The 17,161-nt window shown below is 66.7% G+C and carries 19 protein-coding genes and 1 tRNA gene; 13 read left to right on the top strand and 7 right to left on the bottom strand.

Going from position 1 to position 17,161, the window contains the following annotated elements; all coding sequences use genetic code 11:
• Positions 1 to 20: 20 nt before the first annotated feature.
• The 3 genes from DYQ94_RS19350 to DYQ94_RS19360 all read left to right on the top strand — a co-directional run bounded on the left by DYQ94_RS19350 (position 21) and on the right by DYQ94_RS19360 (position 4,378).
• Positions 21 to 1,391, top strand: a complete 1,371-nt coding sequence (locus DYQ94_RS19350) for an ATP-binding protein (protein ID WP_024939071.1) — start codon at positions 21 to 23, stop codon at positions 1,389 to 1,391.
• 234 nt (positions 1,392 to 1,625) lie between these two features.
• A complete protein-coding gene (locus tag DYQ94_RS19355; RefSeq protein WP_425519008.1) occupies positions 1,626 to 3,107 on the top strand; it encodes a DUF1800 domain-containing protein in 1,482 nt (493 codons plus the stop codon).
• An 83-nt stretch (positions 3,108 to 3,190) separates the two neighbouring features.
• Positions 3,191 to 4,378, top strand: a complete 1,188-nt coding sequence (locus DYQ94_RS19360; RefSeq protein ID WP_126966446.1) for a DUF1501 domain-containing protein — start codon at positions 3,191 to 3,193, stop codon at positions 4,376 to 4,378.
• A gap of 159 nt (positions 4,379 to 4,537) precedes the next feature.
• On the opposite strand, the gene DYQ94_RS19365 is transcribed toward DYQ94_RS19360, so the two are convergent.
• Entirely contained in the window at positions 4,538 to 5,293 is a 756-nt protein-coding gene (locus tag DYQ94_RS19365; protein WP_126966447.1) for a M90 family metallopeptidase, read from the bottom strand.
• A gap of 8 nt (positions 5,294 to 5,301) precedes the next feature.
• Positions 5,302 to 5,616: a hypothetical protein gene (locus DYQ94_RS19370; RefSeq protein ID WP_024939067.1), complete on the bottom strand. Its 315-nt coding sequence runs from the start codon at positions 5,614 to 5,616 to the stop codon at positions 5,302 to 5,304.
• A gap of 88 nt (positions 5,617 to 5,704) precedes the next feature.
• On the opposite strand from DYQ94_RS19370, the gene birA reads away from it, so the two are divergent.
• The 4 genes from birA (at position 5,705) to DYQ94_RS19390 (ending at position 8,546) form a co-directional block, all read left to right on the top strand.
• The gene (gene birA, locus DYQ94_RS19375) at positions 5,705 to 6,670 is read left to right on the top strand and encodes a bifunctional biotin--[acetyl-CoA-carboxylase] ligase/biotin operon repressor BirA (protein ID WP_126966448.1); all 966 of its coding nucleotides are present in this window, start codon (positions 5,705 to 5,707) and stop codon (positions 6,668 to 6,670) included.
• Positions 6,667 to 7,395 (top strand): type III pantothenate kinase, encoded by a 729-nt coding sequence (locus tag DYQ94_RS19380; RefSeq protein WP_039524746.1) that lies wholly within the window; start codon positions 6,667 to 6,669, stop codon positions 7,393 to 7,395. The genes birA and DYQ94_RS19380 overlap by 4 nt, the downstream gene beginning before the upstream one ends.
• Before the next feature lie 155 nt (positions 7,396 to 7,550).
• Entirely contained in the window at positions 7,551 to 8,438 is an 888-nt protein-coding gene (locus DYQ94_RS19385; protein WP_126966449.1) for an SPOR domain-containing protein, read from the top strand.
• 32 nt (positions 8,439 to 8,470) lie between these two features.
• Positions 8,471 to 8,546: transfer RNA gene (locus tag DYQ94_RS19390), tRNA-Thr, on the top strand.
• A gap of 178 nt (positions 8,547 to 8,724) precedes the next feature.
• Here DYQ94_RS19390 and tmk read toward each other — a convergent pair.
• From tmk to DYQ94_RS19415, 5 genes are all read right to left on the bottom strand, one after another.
• Positions 8,725 to 9,402: a dTMP kinase gene (gene tmk / locus DYQ94_RS19395; RefSeq protein ID WP_126966450.1), complete on the bottom strand. Its 678-nt coding sequence runs from the start codon at positions 9,400 to 9,402 to the stop codon at positions 8,725 to 8,727.
• 509 nt (positions 9,403 to 9,911) lie between these two features.
• Entirely contained in the window at positions 9,912 to 10,454 is a 543-nt protein-coding gene (locus DYQ94_RS19400; protein WP_016904520.1) for a GTP-binding protein, read from the bottom strand.
• Positions 10,451 to 11,368 carry a hypothetical protein gene (locus DYQ94_RS19405; RefSeq protein ID WP_104575692.1) on the bottom strand — a complete coding sequence of 306 codons (918 nt, stop codon included), beginning with the start codon at positions 11,366 to 11,368 and terminating at the stop codon, positions 10,451 to 10,453. Before DYQ94_RS19405 ends, DYQ94_RS19400 begins: the two co-directional genes overlap by 4 nt.
• A 94-nt stretch (positions 11,369 to 11,462) precedes the next feature.
• Positions 11,463 to 11,822, bottom strand: coding sequence for a roadblock/LC7 domain-containing protein (locus DYQ94_RS19410; RefSeq protein ID WP_016904518.1), 360 nt, complete (start codon positions 11,820 to 11,822; stop codon positions 11,463 to 11,465).
• A gap of 64 nt (positions 11,823 to 11,886) precedes the next feature.
• Positions 11,887 to 12,339: a roadblock/LC7 domain-containing protein gene (locus DYQ94_RS19415; RefSeq protein ID WP_054591235.1), complete on the bottom strand. Its 453-nt coding sequence runs from the start codon at positions 12,337 to 12,339 to the stop codon at positions 11,887 to 11,889.
• Between the two features lie 478 nt (positions 12,340 to 12,817).
• Between DYQ94_RS19415 and rocF the strand changes: the two genes are divergently transcribed.
• From rocF to DYQ94_RS19445, 6 genes are all read left to right on the top strand, one after another.
• Positions 12,818 to 13,741 (top strand): arginase, encoded by a 924-nt coding sequence (gene rocF, locus DYQ94_RS19420; RefSeq protein ID WP_046346094.1) that lies wholly within the window; start codon positions 12,818 to 12,820, stop codon positions 13,739 to 13,741.
• A gap of 109 nt (positions 13,742 to 13,850) precedes the next feature.
• The gene (locus DYQ94_RS19425; RefSeq protein WP_006451340.1) at positions 13,851 to 14,003 is read left to right on the top strand and encodes an entericidin A/B family lipoprotein; all 153 of its coding nucleotides are present in this window, start codon (positions 13,851 to 13,853) and stop codon (positions 14,001 to 14,003) included.
• Positions 14,004 to 14,081: 78 nt separating this feature from the next.
• Positions 14,082 to 14,216, top strand: coding sequence for an entericidin A/B family lipoprotein (locus DYQ94_RS19430; protein ID WP_016904515.1), 135 nt, complete (start codon positions 14,082 to 14,084; stop codon positions 14,214 to 14,216).
• Between the two features lie 249 nt (positions 14,217 to 14,465).
• Positions 14,466 to 14,675 (top strand): CsbD family protein, encoded by a 210-nt coding sequence (locus tag DYQ94_RS19435; protein ID WP_016904514.1) that lies wholly within the window; start codon positions 14,466 to 14,468, stop codon positions 14,673 to 14,675.
• Positions 14,676 to 14,856: 181 nt separating this feature from the next.
• Positions 14,857 to 16,146, top strand: coding sequence for a tryptophan--tRNA ligase (locus tag DYQ94_RS19440; protein ID WP_126966451.1), 1,290 nt, complete (start codon positions 14,857 to 14,859; stop codon positions 16,144 to 16,146).
• Positions 16,147 to 16,203: 57 nt separating this feature from the next.
• Positions 16,204 to 17,148, top strand: coding sequence for an MBL fold metallo-hydrolase (locus tag DYQ94_RS19445; protein WP_126966452.1), 945 nt, complete (start codon positions 16,204 to 16,206; stop codon positions 17,146 to 17,148).
• The last annotated feature ends 13 nt before the right edge of the window (positions 17,149 to 17,161 follow it).

Here is a 17,161-nt window from a genome sequence, read left to right on the forward strand (position 1 = left end):
GACGCTGGCGGCCGCGCTCGCTGCAGGCCCGCCAGCTGCTGGCCGCCAGCCTCAGTCTGGTGGCCTTCCTGGCGCTGGCGGGTTACGCGCTGGATGTGGCGTTCGCCGACACGGCCGAAAAAAATCTGCGCGAGCGGTTGAAGAACTACGCCTCTGCGTACGCCGCCAATATCGATTTCGTCCGCGACGGCTCGCTGTACATCGGCGGCCAGCCGCCGGATCCACGTTTCGATGTGCCCGGCGGCGGGCTGTACGTGGAAGTCGTGCGCCCGGACGAAAGCTGGACCTCGATGTCGGCCGAAGGCCCGAACATTCCGCACGGGCGCATGCTCGAGCCGCGCCAGGAAGAATTCATCGGCCCGCTGGAGATGACCCAGATCGACGGCAGCGTGGGCCAGTTGTACCGCTACGGCCTGGGCGTGAGTTACGTCGAGCGCGAACACGGCGGTGAGATTCCATACACCATCTACGTGATGGAAGATGCGCGCTCGATGGGCGCGCAGCTGCGCGTGTTCCGTGGCGCAGTGTGGTTCTACCTCGGCAGTGCCGGTGTGGTGCTGCTGGTGCTGCAGGCCTTCATCCTGCAGTGGAGTCTGCGTCCGCTGCGGCGGGTCATCAACGAGTTGACCAAGGTGCAGCGCGGCGAGATCCAGCGCATGAGCGAGCAGCATCCGCGCGAACTGGAGCCGCTGACCGAAAGCATCAACGCCTTCATCGAGAGCGAGCGCGACAATCTGGACCGCCAGCGCAATACGCTGGCCGATCTTGCGCACAGCCTCAAGACGCCGATCGCGGTGTTGCGCACCCAGCTCGATAGCGGCCAGTCCGAGCGCGACCTGCACGAGGAAATGGATGTGCAGTTGCGCCGCATGAACGATCTGGTGTCCTACCAGCTCGCACGCGCGGCCTCCAGTGGACACAAGCTGTTCGCCGCACCGCTGCCGATCGAGTCGACCGCCGAGGAGATCGTGCGCGGGCTGGAGAAGGTCTATTCGGTCAAGGGCGTGTTGTGCGAATTCGATATTTCGCCCGATGCGCGCTTTCATGGCGAGCCGGGCGATCTGCAGGAATTGCTGGGCAACCTGCTGGAAAACGGCTTCAAGTGGGCGCGCAGCCGCGTGCTGCTGACCGCACAGCCCGGTCCCACCACCGGCAGCCGTCGTGCCGGATTGATCCTGTCGGTGGAAGACGACGGCCCCGGCATCGCGCCGGAAGACGTAGCCAAGATCCTGCAGCGTGGCGTACGTGGCGACGAGCGCGTGCAAGGCCACGGCATCGGCATGTCGATCGTGCAGGATCTGATCAAGGCTTACCGCGGCGAGCTGCAGGTGGTGCGCTCGCAGGAACTGGGCGGCGCCCGCTTCGACGTGACCCTGCCACCGGGACTGTGACCGGCATGGGGGGGTGCGGAATGAACCCGTGGTCAACGCTGCGGCGCGCTCCGACAACCGTTTAACGCCCCGCGCGTTGGCTTGACCATACTGGGCCGGTTGCAGGCCGTTGCGATGGAGAGCTGCATGTTCGAGCGCAATGCACAGACGCGCTGGCTGAGCGCACGTCCAGCGGGCGCGCCCCGCCATCACCGGTGGCAGCTGGCATGGCTGTTGGCGGGCTGCGCTTTGGCCATGCCGTGCAGTGCTGGCAATCCAGCACTGACGCCGGCGCAGACGCGCTGGCTGCAGCGTGCGACCTACGGCGTGGATGCCGACAGCGCCGCGCAACTGCAGCGGCTCGGCCCCAAGCGCTATGGCAGGTCGCTGTTGCAGGCCAGCGACGATGCGGCGTTGCCAGCGCCGATCCGTGCACAGCTGCAGCACTTCGATGCGCTGCACACGCCGTTGCTGACATTGCTCACGCAGTACGAGGCCGACAAGATCCACCTGCAAGACATGCCCGATGGTGAGGAAAAGACCGCCTTGCGCAAGGCATGGCAGGCGCGTGGTGGGCAGATGCTGACCCAGGCGCGTCAGGCGCAGCTGTTGCGTGCGGTGTATGCGCCGGAGCAGACGCGCGAGCAGCTGGTGTGGTTCTGGCTCAATCATTTCAGCGTGTACGCCGACAAGGGGCGGGTGAAATGGATGGCGGCCGATTACATGGAAAACGCGATCCGCCCGCATGCCACCGGCAAGTTCGCCGACCTGGTGATGGCGACGCTGGAAAGTCCGGCGATGCTGGAATATCTGGACAACGCCAAGAACGCCAAGGGCAAGGTCAACGAAAATTACGCGCGCGAACTGATGGAACTGCATACGCTGGGTGTGCATGGCGGTTACAGCCAGCAGGATGTGCAGCAACTGGCGCTGATACTGACCGGCGCCGGCCTGGTGCCGGTCAAGGCCGAGGGCGCTCCGCCCTTGCCGACTGCCGTGCCGGGGCAACCGCAGGTGGTGCGCAAGGGGCTGTTCGAATTCAATCCCGCACGCCATCAACCCGGCGACAAGACCTTGCTGGGCAAGCGCATCGCTGCGGGCGGCCTGGATGAGATCGAGCGCGCGGTGCAGCTGTTGGTACGGCAGCCGGCATGCGCACATTTCATTTCGCAGCGTTTGGCCGAGTACTTTGTCAGCGACAAGCCGCCGGCCGCGCTGGTCGAGCGCATGGCGAACACGTTTCAACGCAGCGATGGCGACATCGCCAAGGTGATGCAGGCCATGCTGGACGCGCCGGAATTTGCGCAGGCGCAACCGCGCAAGTTCAAGGATCCGAATCGGTTCGTGGTTTCGGCCATGCGGCTGGCGTACGAGGGCCAGCCGGTGGTCAATGCCGCGCCGATGGCGAGCTGGCTGCAGCAACTCGGCGAGCCGCTGTTCGGGCGCATCACCCCCGATGGCTGGTCGCTGCAATCGCAGGCATGGACCAGCTCCGGGCAACTGGCGCGACGCTTCGAGGTGGCACGTTCGCTGGGTAGCGGACCCAAGCAACTGTTCCGCTTCGATGGCGATAACGACACGCCACTGCCGGCGCTGACGCAGATCGATACGCGCCCATCGTATCGCTGGGTGGCGCCGTCGCTCTCCAGCGGCACGCGCGATGCCTTGGCGCAGGCGCGTTCGCCTGCGGAATGGAACGGATTCCTGCTGTCATCGCCGGACTTCAACTATCGCTGATTCGAGGGTCGCCGATTCGACGGTTGCCGATTCAAACCCGCTGTTCAACGTTCGACCAGCGATCACCGCCACGGGAGCGCGCCATGCAACGACGTCAATTTCTGCTTGCCTCTGCAGCGGCCGCAAGTCTGCCCTGGAGCGGTCGCCTGTTTGCTGCGCCACGCGACAGTGCGCGCATGCTGGTGGTGTTCCTGCGCGGCGGCTACGACAGCAATAATCTGCTGGTACCGCATGCCAGCGATTTTTATTATCAGGCGCGTCCGACCCTGGCGATCGCGCGGCCGGATGCGGCCAACCCGAACAGTGCCGTTGCGCTGGATACGCAATGGGGTCTCAACCCGGTGATGTGCGATGCGCTGCTGCCGCTGTGGCAACGCCGGCAACTGGCGTTCGTGCCGTTTGCCGGTACCGACGATCTGTCGCGCAGTCACTTCGAAACCCAGGACGATATCGAATCCGGGCAATCCGGCCGACAGCGCCGCGATTATCGTTCCGGCTTCATGGCGCGCCTGTCGGGTGTGCTCAGCGGAGTGCCGGCGATTGCCTTCACCGATTCCTTACCGCTGACCTTCCAGGGCGGCGGCGACTTGCCCAACGTGTCGTTGCGGGGCATCGGCAAGGGCGGTCTGGATGCGCGTCAGGCACAGATCCTGTCGCAAATGTACGACGCAACCCCGCTGGCGGCCGCTGCGCGCGAGGGACTGGCACTGCGTCAGCAGGTCACCGCGCAGCTGCGCGAAGAGATGGAGCAGGCCGGTCGCGGCGCCGCCAGTGCGCGCACCTTCGCCGACGAAACCCGGCGCATGGCAAGCCTGATGCGCGAGCGTTATCGGCTGGGCTTTGTCGATGTCGGCGGTTGGGACACGCACGCCAATCAGGGCAGTGTCGAAGGTGGGCTGGCGAACAATCTGCGCAATCTGGGCGAAGGGCTGGCGGCATACGCCGACGCCCTCGGGCCGGCATGGAAGGATACCGTGGTGGTGGTGCTGTCCGAGTTCGGCCGCACCTTCCGCGAGAACGGCAGCAGGGGCACCGATCACGGGCACGGCACCACCTATTGGGTGCTGGGTGGCAGCGTGCGTGGCGGCCGGATCGCCGGCGAGCAGGTAGAAGTTGCGCAGGCGCAGCTGCTGCAGAACCGCGATTATCCGGTGCTCACCAATTACCGCAGCCTGTTCGGCGGTGTACTGAGCCGGTTGTGGGGATTGTCGGCTGCGCAGCTGGAACGGGTGTTTCCCGGTGCCAGGCCGCGCGATCTTGGGTTGGTGTGAATGCCTGGCAATGCGCGAGCGATGTCGATCCGTCCCGCGTGTGGCCGCGTGCGGCATCGCGCATTGGTGTGCTCAGTCGCTTGAAACGCCTGCGATTGATGCGCGCGACAGCGTTGCATGAGACGACAGCCCAACGCATGCAGGCATGTCAGCGCACCATCAGCGCTGCGCTGACGCCGCAAACGGCGATGGTCCATAAAAACGCGTCAGCTGTGCAGCGACATCCGGCATGAGGCGCGCCAGCAGCTGTGGCGCGGAGAAGTGGTATTCGCTTACGACCGCGAAGAATTCTTCCGGTGCCTCGGCGGCATACGGGTCGATCTCGGTGTCTTCGCCCGCATCGACGCGTTGGCAAAACGTATCGAAGGCGCGCTGGAAATCGCGTGCCCAGGCACGCTGCGCAGCGTGCGGCAGCGGCGGGGTGCCGTCGAGCGCGCCATCGAGTGCATCGAGCTTGTGCGCCATCTCATGCACGATCACGTTGAAGCCGGCCTGCGGGTCGTCCAAGTCGGCCTGTACGTCGGCCCAGCTGACGATCAGCGGCCCTTGCTCCCAGGCCTCGCCAATCAGGGTGTCGTCCCAGGCATGCATCACTCCGGCCGCATCCACATGCGTGCGTTGCACGCGGAATGCGTCCGGGTAAACGATCAGCTGCGACCAGCCACGCCAGCCGGCCGCGCCGATGTTCAGCAGCGGCAGGCAACACATGGCAGCCAGCAAAACGTGATCGTGCGGTTGCAGCTGCAGCCCGTCGAGCGGGGAAATGGTTTTTTGCTGCAGGAACTGCGCGGTCAGTGCACGCAGACGGTGCTGGCGGGGCGGATCGAGCGCAGCGACCCAGGCGCAGCGGCGGCTGACCGGCAGCCATAAGGCATCGGGAATATCGGCCGGCGGCCGGCGCAGCCGGCGCAACAACCACTGGATCAGCGGAACATGCCCGGCAGGAAGCTATGCCAGCGCGGCATCGTGCGCATACGGGGGAACAGTCCGTCGCCGTCGCCACCACCACCGCCGGTGGCCGGTGCGGGCTTGTGCGCGGGAGCACGTGCCGGGGTTGCCGGCTCGCCGTTGGGGGTTCTGCCGCGTGCCGCCGAGTTGCTGCTGACGCAGCTCTCATGATCGCCATCGGCCAGCTGGTCCGATGCCAGTGCGGCAAGCGGAGCCAACAACAGGAGCAGGCAAACCGTGATTCGGCGCATCGTCCACATCCAGGGCAAGCGGCGTGAGTCGCCGATCATAACGTGCTTTTCACTCCCTCACGCAAGCCAGGCTGGGCGGGTGCGGACGCTTGGCGCATACTTTCACGGATCGATTTGGGGACTTGCCGTGGATGACCGCGCCTTGCTGGCCAAACTTGCGAGCGGCCGGCTATCCGGCGATGCGTTGGCGCGCGATGCCGGGTTGACCCGTGCGGCGGTGTGGAAGCGGATTCAGAACCTGCGCGCGGCCGGGGTCGAGATCGAAGGGCGGGCCGGGGACGGCTACCGCCTGGCGGCGCCGCTGGACCTGCTGGACGACGCGCGCATTCGTGCGGCGATGGCGGCCGAAGCGCTGGCAGGCCTGGCTGCGCTGGAGATTGCCTGGACCCTGGAATCCACCAACACCAGCTTGCTGGCGCGCCCGGCGCCGGAGCAGGGCGTGGCGGTGCTGCTGGCCGAGCGGCAGACCGGCGGGCGCGGCCGGCGTGGGCGTCAATGGACCTCGCCACTGGGTGCGCACATCTATCTGTCGGCCTCGCGCCGTTTCAGCGGCGGATTGGGCCAGCTGGCCGGGCTCAGCCTGGCCGTGGGCGTGGCGGTGGCCGAGGCCCTGCGCGGTTGTGGCTTTGCCGATGTCGGGTTGAAGTGGCCCAACGATCTGCTGGCGCGCGAGCGCAAGCTGGGCGGCCTGCTGATCGAAGGCGGCGGCGAAATGGCCGGCAACGCCCGCGCGGTGATCGGGTTGGGTTTGAACGTGCATATGCCGGCGGCAGCGGCCGCTGCGATCGACCAACCGTGGGTGGATCTGGATACGCTGGCCGGCCACGCGGTGTCGCGCGATACCGTGGTGGCTGCAGTGTTGTCGGCGCTGCTGCCGGCGCTGGAGCTGTTCGAGGCGCAGGGGCTGGCCCCGTTCCTGGGCCGCTATGCGGACCTGGACGTCCTGAGCGGCCGCGCGGTGCAGGTCGAGGAAGCCGGCACCCGGCATCACGGCATTGCGCTTGGCCTGGCAGCCGACGGCGCGTTGCGGGTGCAACTGGGCGAGACGGTGCGGCTGTTCCACTCCGGAGAAGTGAGCGTGAGACCTGCATGAGCGAGTGGTTGTTCGACCTGGGAAATTCGCGGTTCAAGTACGCACCGCTGCAGGGCGACCGCGCCGGCGACGTGCAGGCCTGGCCGCATGGTGCCGAGGCGATGGACGCGGCCGCGTTGTCGGCCTTGCCCACCGGACGCATCGCGCACGTGGCCAGCGTGGCTGCGCCGGCGTTGACGCAGCGCATGCTCGGCTGCCTGCGCGAGCGTTTCGAACAGGTGCGCATCGTGCGGACCGCGGCCGAGTGCGCCGGCATCCGCATCGCCTATGCAGACCCGGGCCGCTTCGGGGTCGATCGCTTCCTGGCTCTGCTGGGCGCACGCGGCGACGCACCGGTGCTGGTGGCCGGCGTGGGCACCGCGCTGACCATCGATGTGCTCGGCGCCGATGGGCAGCACCACGGCGGCCGTATCGCCGCCTCGCCGACCACCATGCGCGAGGCGCTGCATGCGCGCGCGGTGCAGTTGCCGGCCAGTGGCGGGACCTATGTCGAGCTGGCCGACGACACCGACGATGCGCTGACCTCCGGCTGCGATGGCGCGGCGGTGGCGCTGATCGAGCGCAGCCTGCAGCACGCGCAACGTAGTCTGGGCGTACCGGTGCGGCTGCTGGTGCACGGGGGGGGCGCGCCGCCGCTGCTGCCGTTGTTGCCCGATGCCAGCTTCCGCGCCGCGCTGGTGCTGGACGGGCTGGCGACCTGGGCGAGGTCTGCGTCGGCGCCTTGAACGGCGGGCCATGCGATCGTGCGGCCACGCGGCGGGCGCGGCCGGGAGACGGAATCGGTCGGCAGCGCTCGTACACTGCGCCCCCACTACCTGGCATGGGCAGCAAGCCGACCAGCGCTCGCCGGTTGTGACTGCCCGCGCTTAGAATCCATCGCATGTATGTACGCGCACTCATCGTCGTCCTGATCGTCCTCAATGCCGGTGTGGCCTTGTGGTGGGCGTTGCAGCCGGCACCGGCAGCGGTGGCGGCACCGCCGCAGCCGGCCGGTGTGGCGCGCCTGGAAGTGCTGCCGAGCACTGCGGCAGCATCGCCAGGCGAGGCGAGCGAGGCAGGCATGGGCCCGGCAGCTGCGGTCACCGCACCATCGGATGCACCTGCACCTGCACCTGCACCTGCATCGACACAGACACAGACACAGACGGCAGCAGCGGCAGCGTCTTCTTCGATAGATGCGGCCGCCGCGAAGGTGGCCGCACCGTCGCAGACGTCGGCACAGGTTCCACCACCAACCAAGGTCGCTCCAACACCGAACGAGGTTGCGGCAGTGGCGATCAAACCATCGCCAGCGGTACCTACTCCCGCCGCTGCGCCGGAGCGTTGCGCCAGCCTGGGGCCGTATGCGGCGCGCGCCGATGCCGATGCCGCGCTGGCACGCCTGCGTGGCCAGGCCACGCGCACCCGCGTGCGCGAGGACAAGGACGCCGGGGTCAGTACGTTCCGGGTGATGCTGCCCAATGTCGGCGATCGTGCAGCGGCGCAAGCCTTGGTCAAGCGCATCGCCGCCGCCGGCATGGGCGACTATTACGTGATTGCCCAGGGCGAGAACAACACCATCGCGCTGGGGCAGTACCAGAGTCGCGAGCGTGCAGAGCGACGGCAGGCCAGCCTGGTCGGTGCAGGGTTTCCGGCGCAGTTGCTGCCCAGCGGCACCGGGCAATCGCGCTGGTGGATCGATGTGCGCAGCACGGCTGCGATCGGCACATTGCAAGGCACCGCAGGTGCAACGCGTCAGCGGTCGCTAGATTGCGCCGCGCTGCGCTAGAATGCGCACCGGCGCGCAACGCGCCTGCCTTTGCCGGCATAGCTCAGTTGGTAGAGCAACCGCCTTGTAAGCGGTAGGTCCCCAGTTCGAATCCGGGTGCCGGCACCACGAAGGTTCTCTCGTCCTATCCCGAAATGTCCATGTAGCTCGGGGCTGACTGCGCTGTTGGGTCAGCGTCTCCGGGCCGCGCCTTGTCCGGTGTGATCGGCCGAAACAGCTATCTGCCCGCGGCCCGCCAATCACAACGCGCCAGTTGCTGTTGCCTGCGCGCAAGACGCGCAGCGACTCAGGCCGGGCGACCGGCCGACAGCAGTTCCAGCGTGGCCTGGTCGGCATCGGTGGCGTCGACGCGCAGGCGTTCGGCCAGTGCGGCAACGACGATGGCGTGGGCCTGGCGGAGCACGCTGTCCGCATCGGCGCTGGCGTCCACGACGTGCTTCCCCGGCAACTGCAGCTGGGCAAAGATGCTGCGGCAGCGTTCCAGGTTGTCCTGGGTTTCGAAGTGATTGGGTGCATCGCCGCGGGCGCGGATACGCGCCAGGCCGGTAGGCGGGGGCAGGTCGAGCAGCAGCAGCACGTCCGGGCGCGGCGCAAAGGCGTTGCGGTCCAGCAGGTCGTCCAGCGGCAGGCCGGCGGCGCCTTGGTAGGCGACCATCGAGGGGAAATAGCGGTCCAGGATCACGATGTCGCCGCGTGCCAGCGCCGGCACGATCAGGGTGTCCACGTGTTCGTGGCGGTCGCGGATCAGCAGCTCGGCTTCTTCGTCGGCGCTGAGGCGGCCGGTGGCGGCGGACTGGCGCAGCTGGGTGCCCCAGGGGCCATTGGTCGGTTCCTTGCTGAGCACCACGCGCGCGCCGGCCGCTTCCAGCGTGGTGGCCAGGCTGCGGGCGAGGGTGGTCTTGCCGGCGCCGTCGATGCCTTCGATCGCGATCAGTAGACCGCCGGGCTTCAGTTCGATTGTCATCGCGCTACTTTATCCGATCGTGGTGCTGGATCAGCACCTGGCATTGGCGCGGACGTCGCCCTGCAGCGGCCGATCCCGGCGCATCGGGTCTGCGCTGCGCGTTACCGATGGCACCGCCGCTGCCGCGCGTCGATGCCTGTGCGAGATGGCTTGACGACGGTCTGTGCAACGCAGCGCCGGGCGCGCACAACAACCGCATCACGACCGCCGATTGCAGGCGCTGCCGGCTGCTGGCGTTATTGCATATGCCGTATGACCGGTATGTCCTGCGCGATGTCGGGAACGTCCCGATGCCCTGATTTCTGGCTGCGCGGCATACTGAACAAGTCAGGCAAAGCACCCGAATGTATGACGTCCGCGTCGCGTGCCTGGCAACAAGGAAGATGGACGCGTCGCCGTCACCCTAGAGGCGGCATCCCCCGCGTGACGCCCTCTCAGGCACCGTCGTGACCGGATTCCTTGTTTTTCTCGCGCGCCGACCACGTCGGCAATGCCACGTACGCGCCCGCTCAGCTGGTCGCCGAGGTGTAACGATAGGACAGCAGCGACTTCACCAGGAACGTGATCTGGGTGGCCGAGCGTGCGTCCACGCGCATGACCGGGATGCGGAAGCCTTCGGCCACCAGCGCATCGCGAAACGGCGGCAGCAAAAAGTCCTGCATTTCGTCGGTCATGGTGATGCCCACCGCCAGGCTTGCCGCAGGTGCGATCTGCGAAAACTCGCGCAGCAAGGCCACGGTGGCATCGCGCATCTGCGGATCGCGCGCGCTGACCAGCACGATCACGCCCAACGCGCCGTCGCACACCAGCGGCCACATGAAATCCAGGTACTTCTGCCCGGGCACGCCGTAGACGTGCAGCAACTCGCCGTCTTCCAGTTCGATCGAGCTGTAGTCCAGTGCGACCGTGGTGTAGGTCTTGTCGCCGTAGGCATCCTGGCTGAGCGGCATCTCGGTGCTGACCGGCTCCACGTCGGAGATGGCGCGCACGGCGGTGGTCTTGCCGGCGCCCATGCCGCCAACGAACACCAGTTTGTTGGCCGGAAGACTCATGACTGCGCCTGAAAGAGAGAGAGGCCAAAGCGACGTGCGACCCAGGAGAAAAACCGGGAGTTGCTGCTGTCCGGACGGGGCTGCGTTGCAGGCACGGGAATCTCCGCAGTCTGGGCAAGGCCGCTGGCGAGTGCAGCGGCGAACAGGCATTCCACCGTTTGCAGCGGCAGCTTGCAAGCATTGGCCAGCGCCTGCGGGCGCCACGGGCGCGCATGCAGGTGGGCAATGGCAAGCAGCTGCGCCGGCGAACTGGTCTCGGCACTCAGCTCCGGCCATTGCCGCAACCGCAGCGCATGGCTGGGTTCGACCGCCGGCAGCGCGGGGCGCAGGTGCTCGGGCAGGGCGAAGTACAGCGCCTCGAAGGAAATACGTTGGCTCAGTACGCTGTCGGCGGTGTCCGGCGCAACCTGCCAGCCGGGGCGATCCAGGGCCGCCAGCAGCTCGGTCAAGGCGATGCCGGCGGGAAGCTGCACGCAGCTGTCGGCCGGGTCCACGCGCACCTGCAAATGCCCGTTGCGCAGCAGCACCGCAGCGGTGCCGAATTCGCCGCGGCAATGGCGGACCAGCAAGGCCGGCTCGGCGACCTGCGCATGATCGGAGGACGACAGCAACAGGCGCATCTGCTCGTTGAGTTCGCGCACGGTGGCGCCGTGCTTGAGCCATGCGCCGCCGACCGGTGTCCGCGACACCACCAGCACGCGCACCGGTTGCCCCTGCAAGGCCTGCCAGGCGGCCAGGCCATCGGGGCTTTCCAGCCCCAGCACCACCACCTCGGCGGCGTGTTGCGGCCATTGTCCCAATTGCACGTCGATGCGCTCGGCCAGCAGCAACGAGCACGCCAGTTTCAGGCGCGTGGTGTGCAGCAGGTCCAGGCCGGCCGTGGCGACCCGCATGGTGTGAATGGGTGAGGTCATGACAGGGCGCCGCGTCGGCGCGTAGCAAGTACGGTGGCTGCCGGTACGGACCGGCAGGCCGGGCAGGCGACGCGTGCGCGCCGCCTGGTTGGCATCAACCGAAGTCCAGGGTCTTCTCGAACGCCTTGAGCTCATGACGGGCCATGGCCAGATTGGCCTTGGCGCGATCCAGCACGACGTACAGGAACAAGGTGCCGTTGCTCTCCAGCGGGCGCAGCAGGTGGTATTGACGCGCCAGGGTGATCAGGATGTCTTCGATGGTGTCGTTGAGGCCGAGCTGCTCGGCGATACGGCGCTTGGCACGCACCACCTCGGTGTTGCCGGCTGCGGCAAGTTCCAGGTTGAGATCGGTGCCGCCGGTCATGCCCAGCGCCATGCCGCTGTCGCTATCGACCAGGGCAGCGCCGACGAAGCCGGCGATCGAATGCAGGTGTTCCAGATTGAGTTTTGACACGGGTCGTCCTTACGAGCGGTGAGAAATTCAGTGCACTGGCACAAGCACGAACAGTGCCAAACGCTCAGTCGGCCGGCTGCGCCAGCGCTGTCGCCAGTCGGCCGGCGCAGTCGCGTGCGTTGAACAGCAGCGCTGCGGCATTGAGATCGCTGCTGCCCACCGCGGTGAGCGTCAGCGGTTTGTCGGCGCGAATGCGGATCAGCACCAGCTGCCCGCCGCGCGTACTGATGGTGGCGTAGTCGGCTTCGCTCAGACTGGATTCGCGTGCCAGGGTCTCGCCCAGGGTCAGGAACGAATTGGCCATCGCTGCCAGCCGGCGACCGTCCACATCCAGGCTGGATTGTTCGGCGATGGCGCGCCCGTCGGCAGTGGACAGCATCAGCAGACGGATGCCCGGCTCGCGCTCGATGGTCTGCGCGAACTCGCGCCCGATGCGCTGCAGATCGTATTGGTGCGACGCCCGCGCGACCTCGCCCACGGCAGCCTTGACGACCTGGTTGACGGCGTTATGCGGCATGAAATCCTCCCCTGTACGAAACCCGCTGCGCGATGAAAGACCTTGTCGATGACACCGGGTCCCGCGCTGGCGGGCGAACAGTAGCATCGGCACCTTCCGTCATCGTCATAGCACCCTCAATCTCTTAACTGTGCGGTCAGACAAGCACAGTCCGCAAAGCGCAGATACGCCACAAACTGCCCAACCACGTCACTTCAAGCAGCCATCAGACCGCGGTCGCCGCCGCCAAGCGGGCGCGGCCGATGCACTGCCAGTGCTCCGGCCTGACTGCAACGCGCCTGTACCGCGGTGTTGCGCCTGCCATCCGTACCGGTCCGACCATTGCCCGCTACGCACTATCGGCCGCACTTTCGATTGCTGCAGTGGCAAATGCGATTGCGTGATCGGTGACGCAGGCCGGACGTCGTGCTGCGCTGCCGCGCGTCAGCGCACGAGCCGGCGACTAGACTGCAGCGCTTTCTCGATGCTGGAGCAATGCATGGCGACGCAGTACCTGCCGGTTTCCCTGATTGGCGTTCCCACCGACATCGGTGCCGGCCACCGTGGTGCGCGGATGGGGCCGGAGGCGTTGCGCATCGCCGGGCTGCAGGAGGCTTTGATCGGCCGCGGCGTGGAGGTGCACGACCTGGGCAACCTGGATGGCCCGCGCAATCCCTGGCAGGCCCCGCAGGCCGGCTACCGGCATCTGGACGAGGTGGTGGCCTGGAACCAGGCGCTGATGGAGGCCAGCTATGCGCAGCTGCGCGCCGGCCGCATGCCGGTCATGCTCGGTGGCGACCACTGCCTGGGCATCGGTTCGATCACCGCGGTGGCCAAGTACTGCCGCGAGCAGCAACGCCCGCTGCGGGTGCTGTGGCTGGATGCGCACTCGGACTTCAATACCAGCGAGGTGACGCCGTCGGGCAATGTGCACGGCATGCCGGTGGCCTGCCTGTGCGGGCTGGGCCCGCAGGCGTTGACGCATCTGGGCGGCAGCGCACCGGCGTTGCTGCCCGAGCAGGTGCGGCAGATCGGCATCCGCTCGGTGGACCCGGAGGAGAAGCGCCTGATCAAGCAGCACCGCATCGATGTCTACGACATGCGCTACATCGACGAGGCCGGCATGAAGCGCACCATGGAAACCGCCCTGCAGGGCATGAGTGATGACACCCATCTGCATGTGAGCTTCGACGTGGATTTCCTGGACCCGAGCATCGCACCGGGCGTGGGCACCACCGTGCCGGGTGGGCCCAACTACCGCGAGGCGCAGCTGGTGATGGAGATGATCGCCGACACCGGGCGCATGGGGTCGCTGGACATCGTCGAGCTCAATCCGGTCCTGGACAACCGCAACGCCACCGCCGAGCTGGCGGTGGATCTGGTCGAGAGCCTGTTCGGCAAGTCAACACTGATGCGAGATTGATCGATCGCTGAACGCAGCACGCCGCGTTCACATCAAATCCACGGCCGCGCAGTCAGATTTGTCGCCAGACACGGTGCGTCTGCACCGAACGCAGAACTGAGGAAGACCGATGAAGCGACTGCTGACACTGATGGTACTGGGCCTGTTTTCGGCCGGCGTGATGACTGGCTGCAACACCATGGCCGGCGCCGGCAAGGACATGCAGGGTGCAGGCGAGAAGGTCGAAAAGAAGGCCGACAACTGCAGCGACGGTAAGTGCTGATCCTTGCGTTTTGAACCCTAGTTGTTTGATTTGATTGATCTGCGGCAAGCCGCCGCTTTACCCACGAAGGAGTCTGTTATGAAGCGTGCAATTGTGCTGCTGGTGCTGTCGGTGTTGTCGGTCGGTATGCTGTCGGGTTGCAACACCGTCGCAGGTGCCGGCAAGGACGTGCAGGGCGCTGGCGAGAAGGTGGAAGACGCTGCGCGCAAGTAATCTAGCGCTGCATGCAGAAAAAACGGGCCGCAAGGCCCGTTTTTTTTGCCTGATGCCTTGCGCAGGCAGGGCAGCGCGGCGACGCATCTGGGCATGCGACGGCGCGGCCATACATAGAACTGCGCCGCAAGCGTCGGCAACCGTTCAGTGCGGTGAGTGCGGATTTGACGGCTTTTGATCTGCGGCGAACGGCGCCATGGGCAACCTGCGTAGACGGTCAATCGCGGCCGCATCAGCGGAGTCGACGCAATGAACACTGACATCATTTCCGGCAAGTGGACCCAGCTCAAGGGCAAGGCGCAGGCCAAGTGGGGCGACCTCACCGACGACGATTTCAAGGTTGCCGAGGGCAACGCCGAATATTTGCAGGGTAAGTTGCAGGAGCGCTACGGCTGGGATCGCGACCGTGCCCAGACCGAGGTGCGCGCCTTCGAAAAATCGTTGCGCGACGACACCTGACGGTGCCGCGCAACCGCGCCCACCTTCCGTGGTGAGCGCAACTGCACAGGACGGGCCGCTCGATGCGGCGCGTCTTGCGTTTGCCGCCGCTGCCGGTAGCGGCAGGTACAAGGCACCGTCTCGTTCATGTCAGGGGCACGGAACCGCTAAACTTGCGTGCTGACTCCCTGGCCTTACGCAGATGACCACTCGCGTCCTTACCGGCATCACCACTTCCGGCACCCCGCATCTGGGCAATTACGTCGGCGCGATCCGCCCGGCCATCCAGGCCAGTACGGCTGCCGATACGGAAAGCTTCTACTTCCTGGCCGACCTGCACAGCCTGATCAAGGCGCAGGACCCGGCGCGGACGCAGCGCTCCACATTGGAGATCGCCGCCAGCTGGTTGGCCTGCGGCCTGGACCCGGAAACGGTGTGGTTCTATCGCCAGTCCGATGTGCCGGAGACCACCGAGTTGCTGTGGCTGCTGACCTGCGTGGCCGGCAAGGGCATCCTCAACCGTGCGCATGCCTACAAGGCGGCGGTGGACAAGAATCGCGCCGACGGCGAAGACGACGATGCGGGCGTGACCGCCGGCCTGTTCATGTACCCGGTGCTGATGGCTGCAGACATCCTGATCTTCAACGCGCACAAGGTGCCGGTGGGGCGCGACCAGATCCAGCATATCGAGATGGCGCGCGATTTCGCCCAGCGCTTCAACCACGTGTACGGCCGCGACTTTTTCACCCTGCCCGAGGTGGTGATCGACGAACAGGTCTCGACCTTGCCGGGTCTGGACGGCCGCAAGATGAGCAAGAGTTACGGCAACACGATTCCGCTGTTCGCCCCGCGCGAGGAACTGCGCAAGCTGGTGTTCTCCATCCTCACCGATTCGCGCGCGCCCGGCGAAGCCAAGGACACGCAGGGGTCGGCATTGTTCCAGCTGTACCAGGCCTTTGCCACGCCGCAGGAAACGGCGGCCTTTGCGCAGGCCTTTGCCGATGGCATCGGCTGGGGCGATGCCAAGCAACAGCTGTTCGAGCGTATCGACCAGGAGATCGCACCGCTGCGCACGCGCTATGAGGCGCTGATGGCCGAGCCGGCCAAGATCGAGGCGATTCTGCGCGCTGGTGGCGCACGTCTGCGCGCGCGCTACGCCACGCCGTTTTTGGCCGAGCTGCGTGCTGCGGTGGGTCTGCGCGATCTGTCCAGCCAGGGCGATGCGGCTGCGACCCCGGTGGGCGAGAAGAGCGCGCCACCGGTGTTCAAGCAATACCGCGAGAGCGACGGGCAGTTCTATTTCAAGTTGACCGACGGCGCCGGTGCGTTGCTGCTGCAGAGCGATGGCTTCGCCTCGCCACGCGATGCGGGCCAGCTGATTGCGCGGCTGAAGCAGGCCGGGCAGGGCAGCGACCTGCAATTGCCGGGCGTGCATGCGCAGGTGGAGGCGGAGGTGATCCTGGCGGCGCTGCGCGTGTTGCGCGAGGCGTAACGACACCTGTGGAGCCGGTGGCTAGACTGTGGCCTCTCGCATAGCCGTGGGGGAGCAATGACAGCGACCGCCGATTCCAGCATCCACACCATCGACACCGGCTTTGGCGGTGTGCAGTTCGATGCGGCGTACCTGATCGTCGAGGCGCAACGCGGCGCCTTCGTCGATTGCGGCACTTCGCTGTCGGTGCCGCAAATGCTGGCCGCATTGCAGTCGGCCGGGCTGACGCCGGCGCAGGTGGACTGGCTGATCCTGACCCACGTGCATCTGGATCACGCCGGCGGGGCGGGAGCCTTGCTGCAGCATCTGCCCAATGCGCGGGTGCTGGTGCATCCGCGCGGCGCGCCGCACATGATCGACCCCGCCCGACTGATCGCCGGTGCCACGGCGGTGTACGGCGCGGCGGAAATGGCGCGCAGTTACGGCGCGATCGTGCCGGTGCCAGCCGAGCGCGTGGTGGAAGCGGTCGACGGACAAACCGTGATGCTGGGCGAGCGCGCGCTGCGCACCATCGAGACGCCGGGCCACGCACGCCATCATCTGTGCGTGTGGGATGCGCGCAGCCGCAGCTGGTTCACTGGCGACACCTTCGGCCTGTCGTATCGCCAGCTCGATAGCGCGCAAGGCGCCTTCATCCTGCCGACCTCCTCGCCGGTGCAATTCGAACCGGAGGCGATGCTGCACTCGATCGCGCGGCTGATGGAGGCCGCGCCGCAGGCGATGTATCTCACCCACTACGGCCGGGTCGAATCGCCGGCACCGCTGGCGCAGGCGCTGGTCGAGCAGATCCATGCGATGACCGCCATCGCGCTGGACTGCGCGCAGCGTGCGGACCGCCATCGCTGCATGGTGGCGGCGCTGACCGACCTGTATCTGCAGCGCGCCCGCCTGCACGGCTGCCGGCTGGATGATGCACGCGTGGCGCAGCTACTGGGCACCGATATCGAACTCAACGCGCAGGGCCTGGCGTGCTGGCTGGATCGCGCGACGCGCACCAATTAGCGCCGCTGGAGTG

The organism is Xanthomonas sp. LMG 8993 (assembly GCF_009835065.2).
Classification (GTDB): Bacteria; Pseudomonadota; Gammaproteobacteria; order Xanthomonadales; family Xanthomonadaceae; genus Xanthomonas; species Xanthomonas arboricola.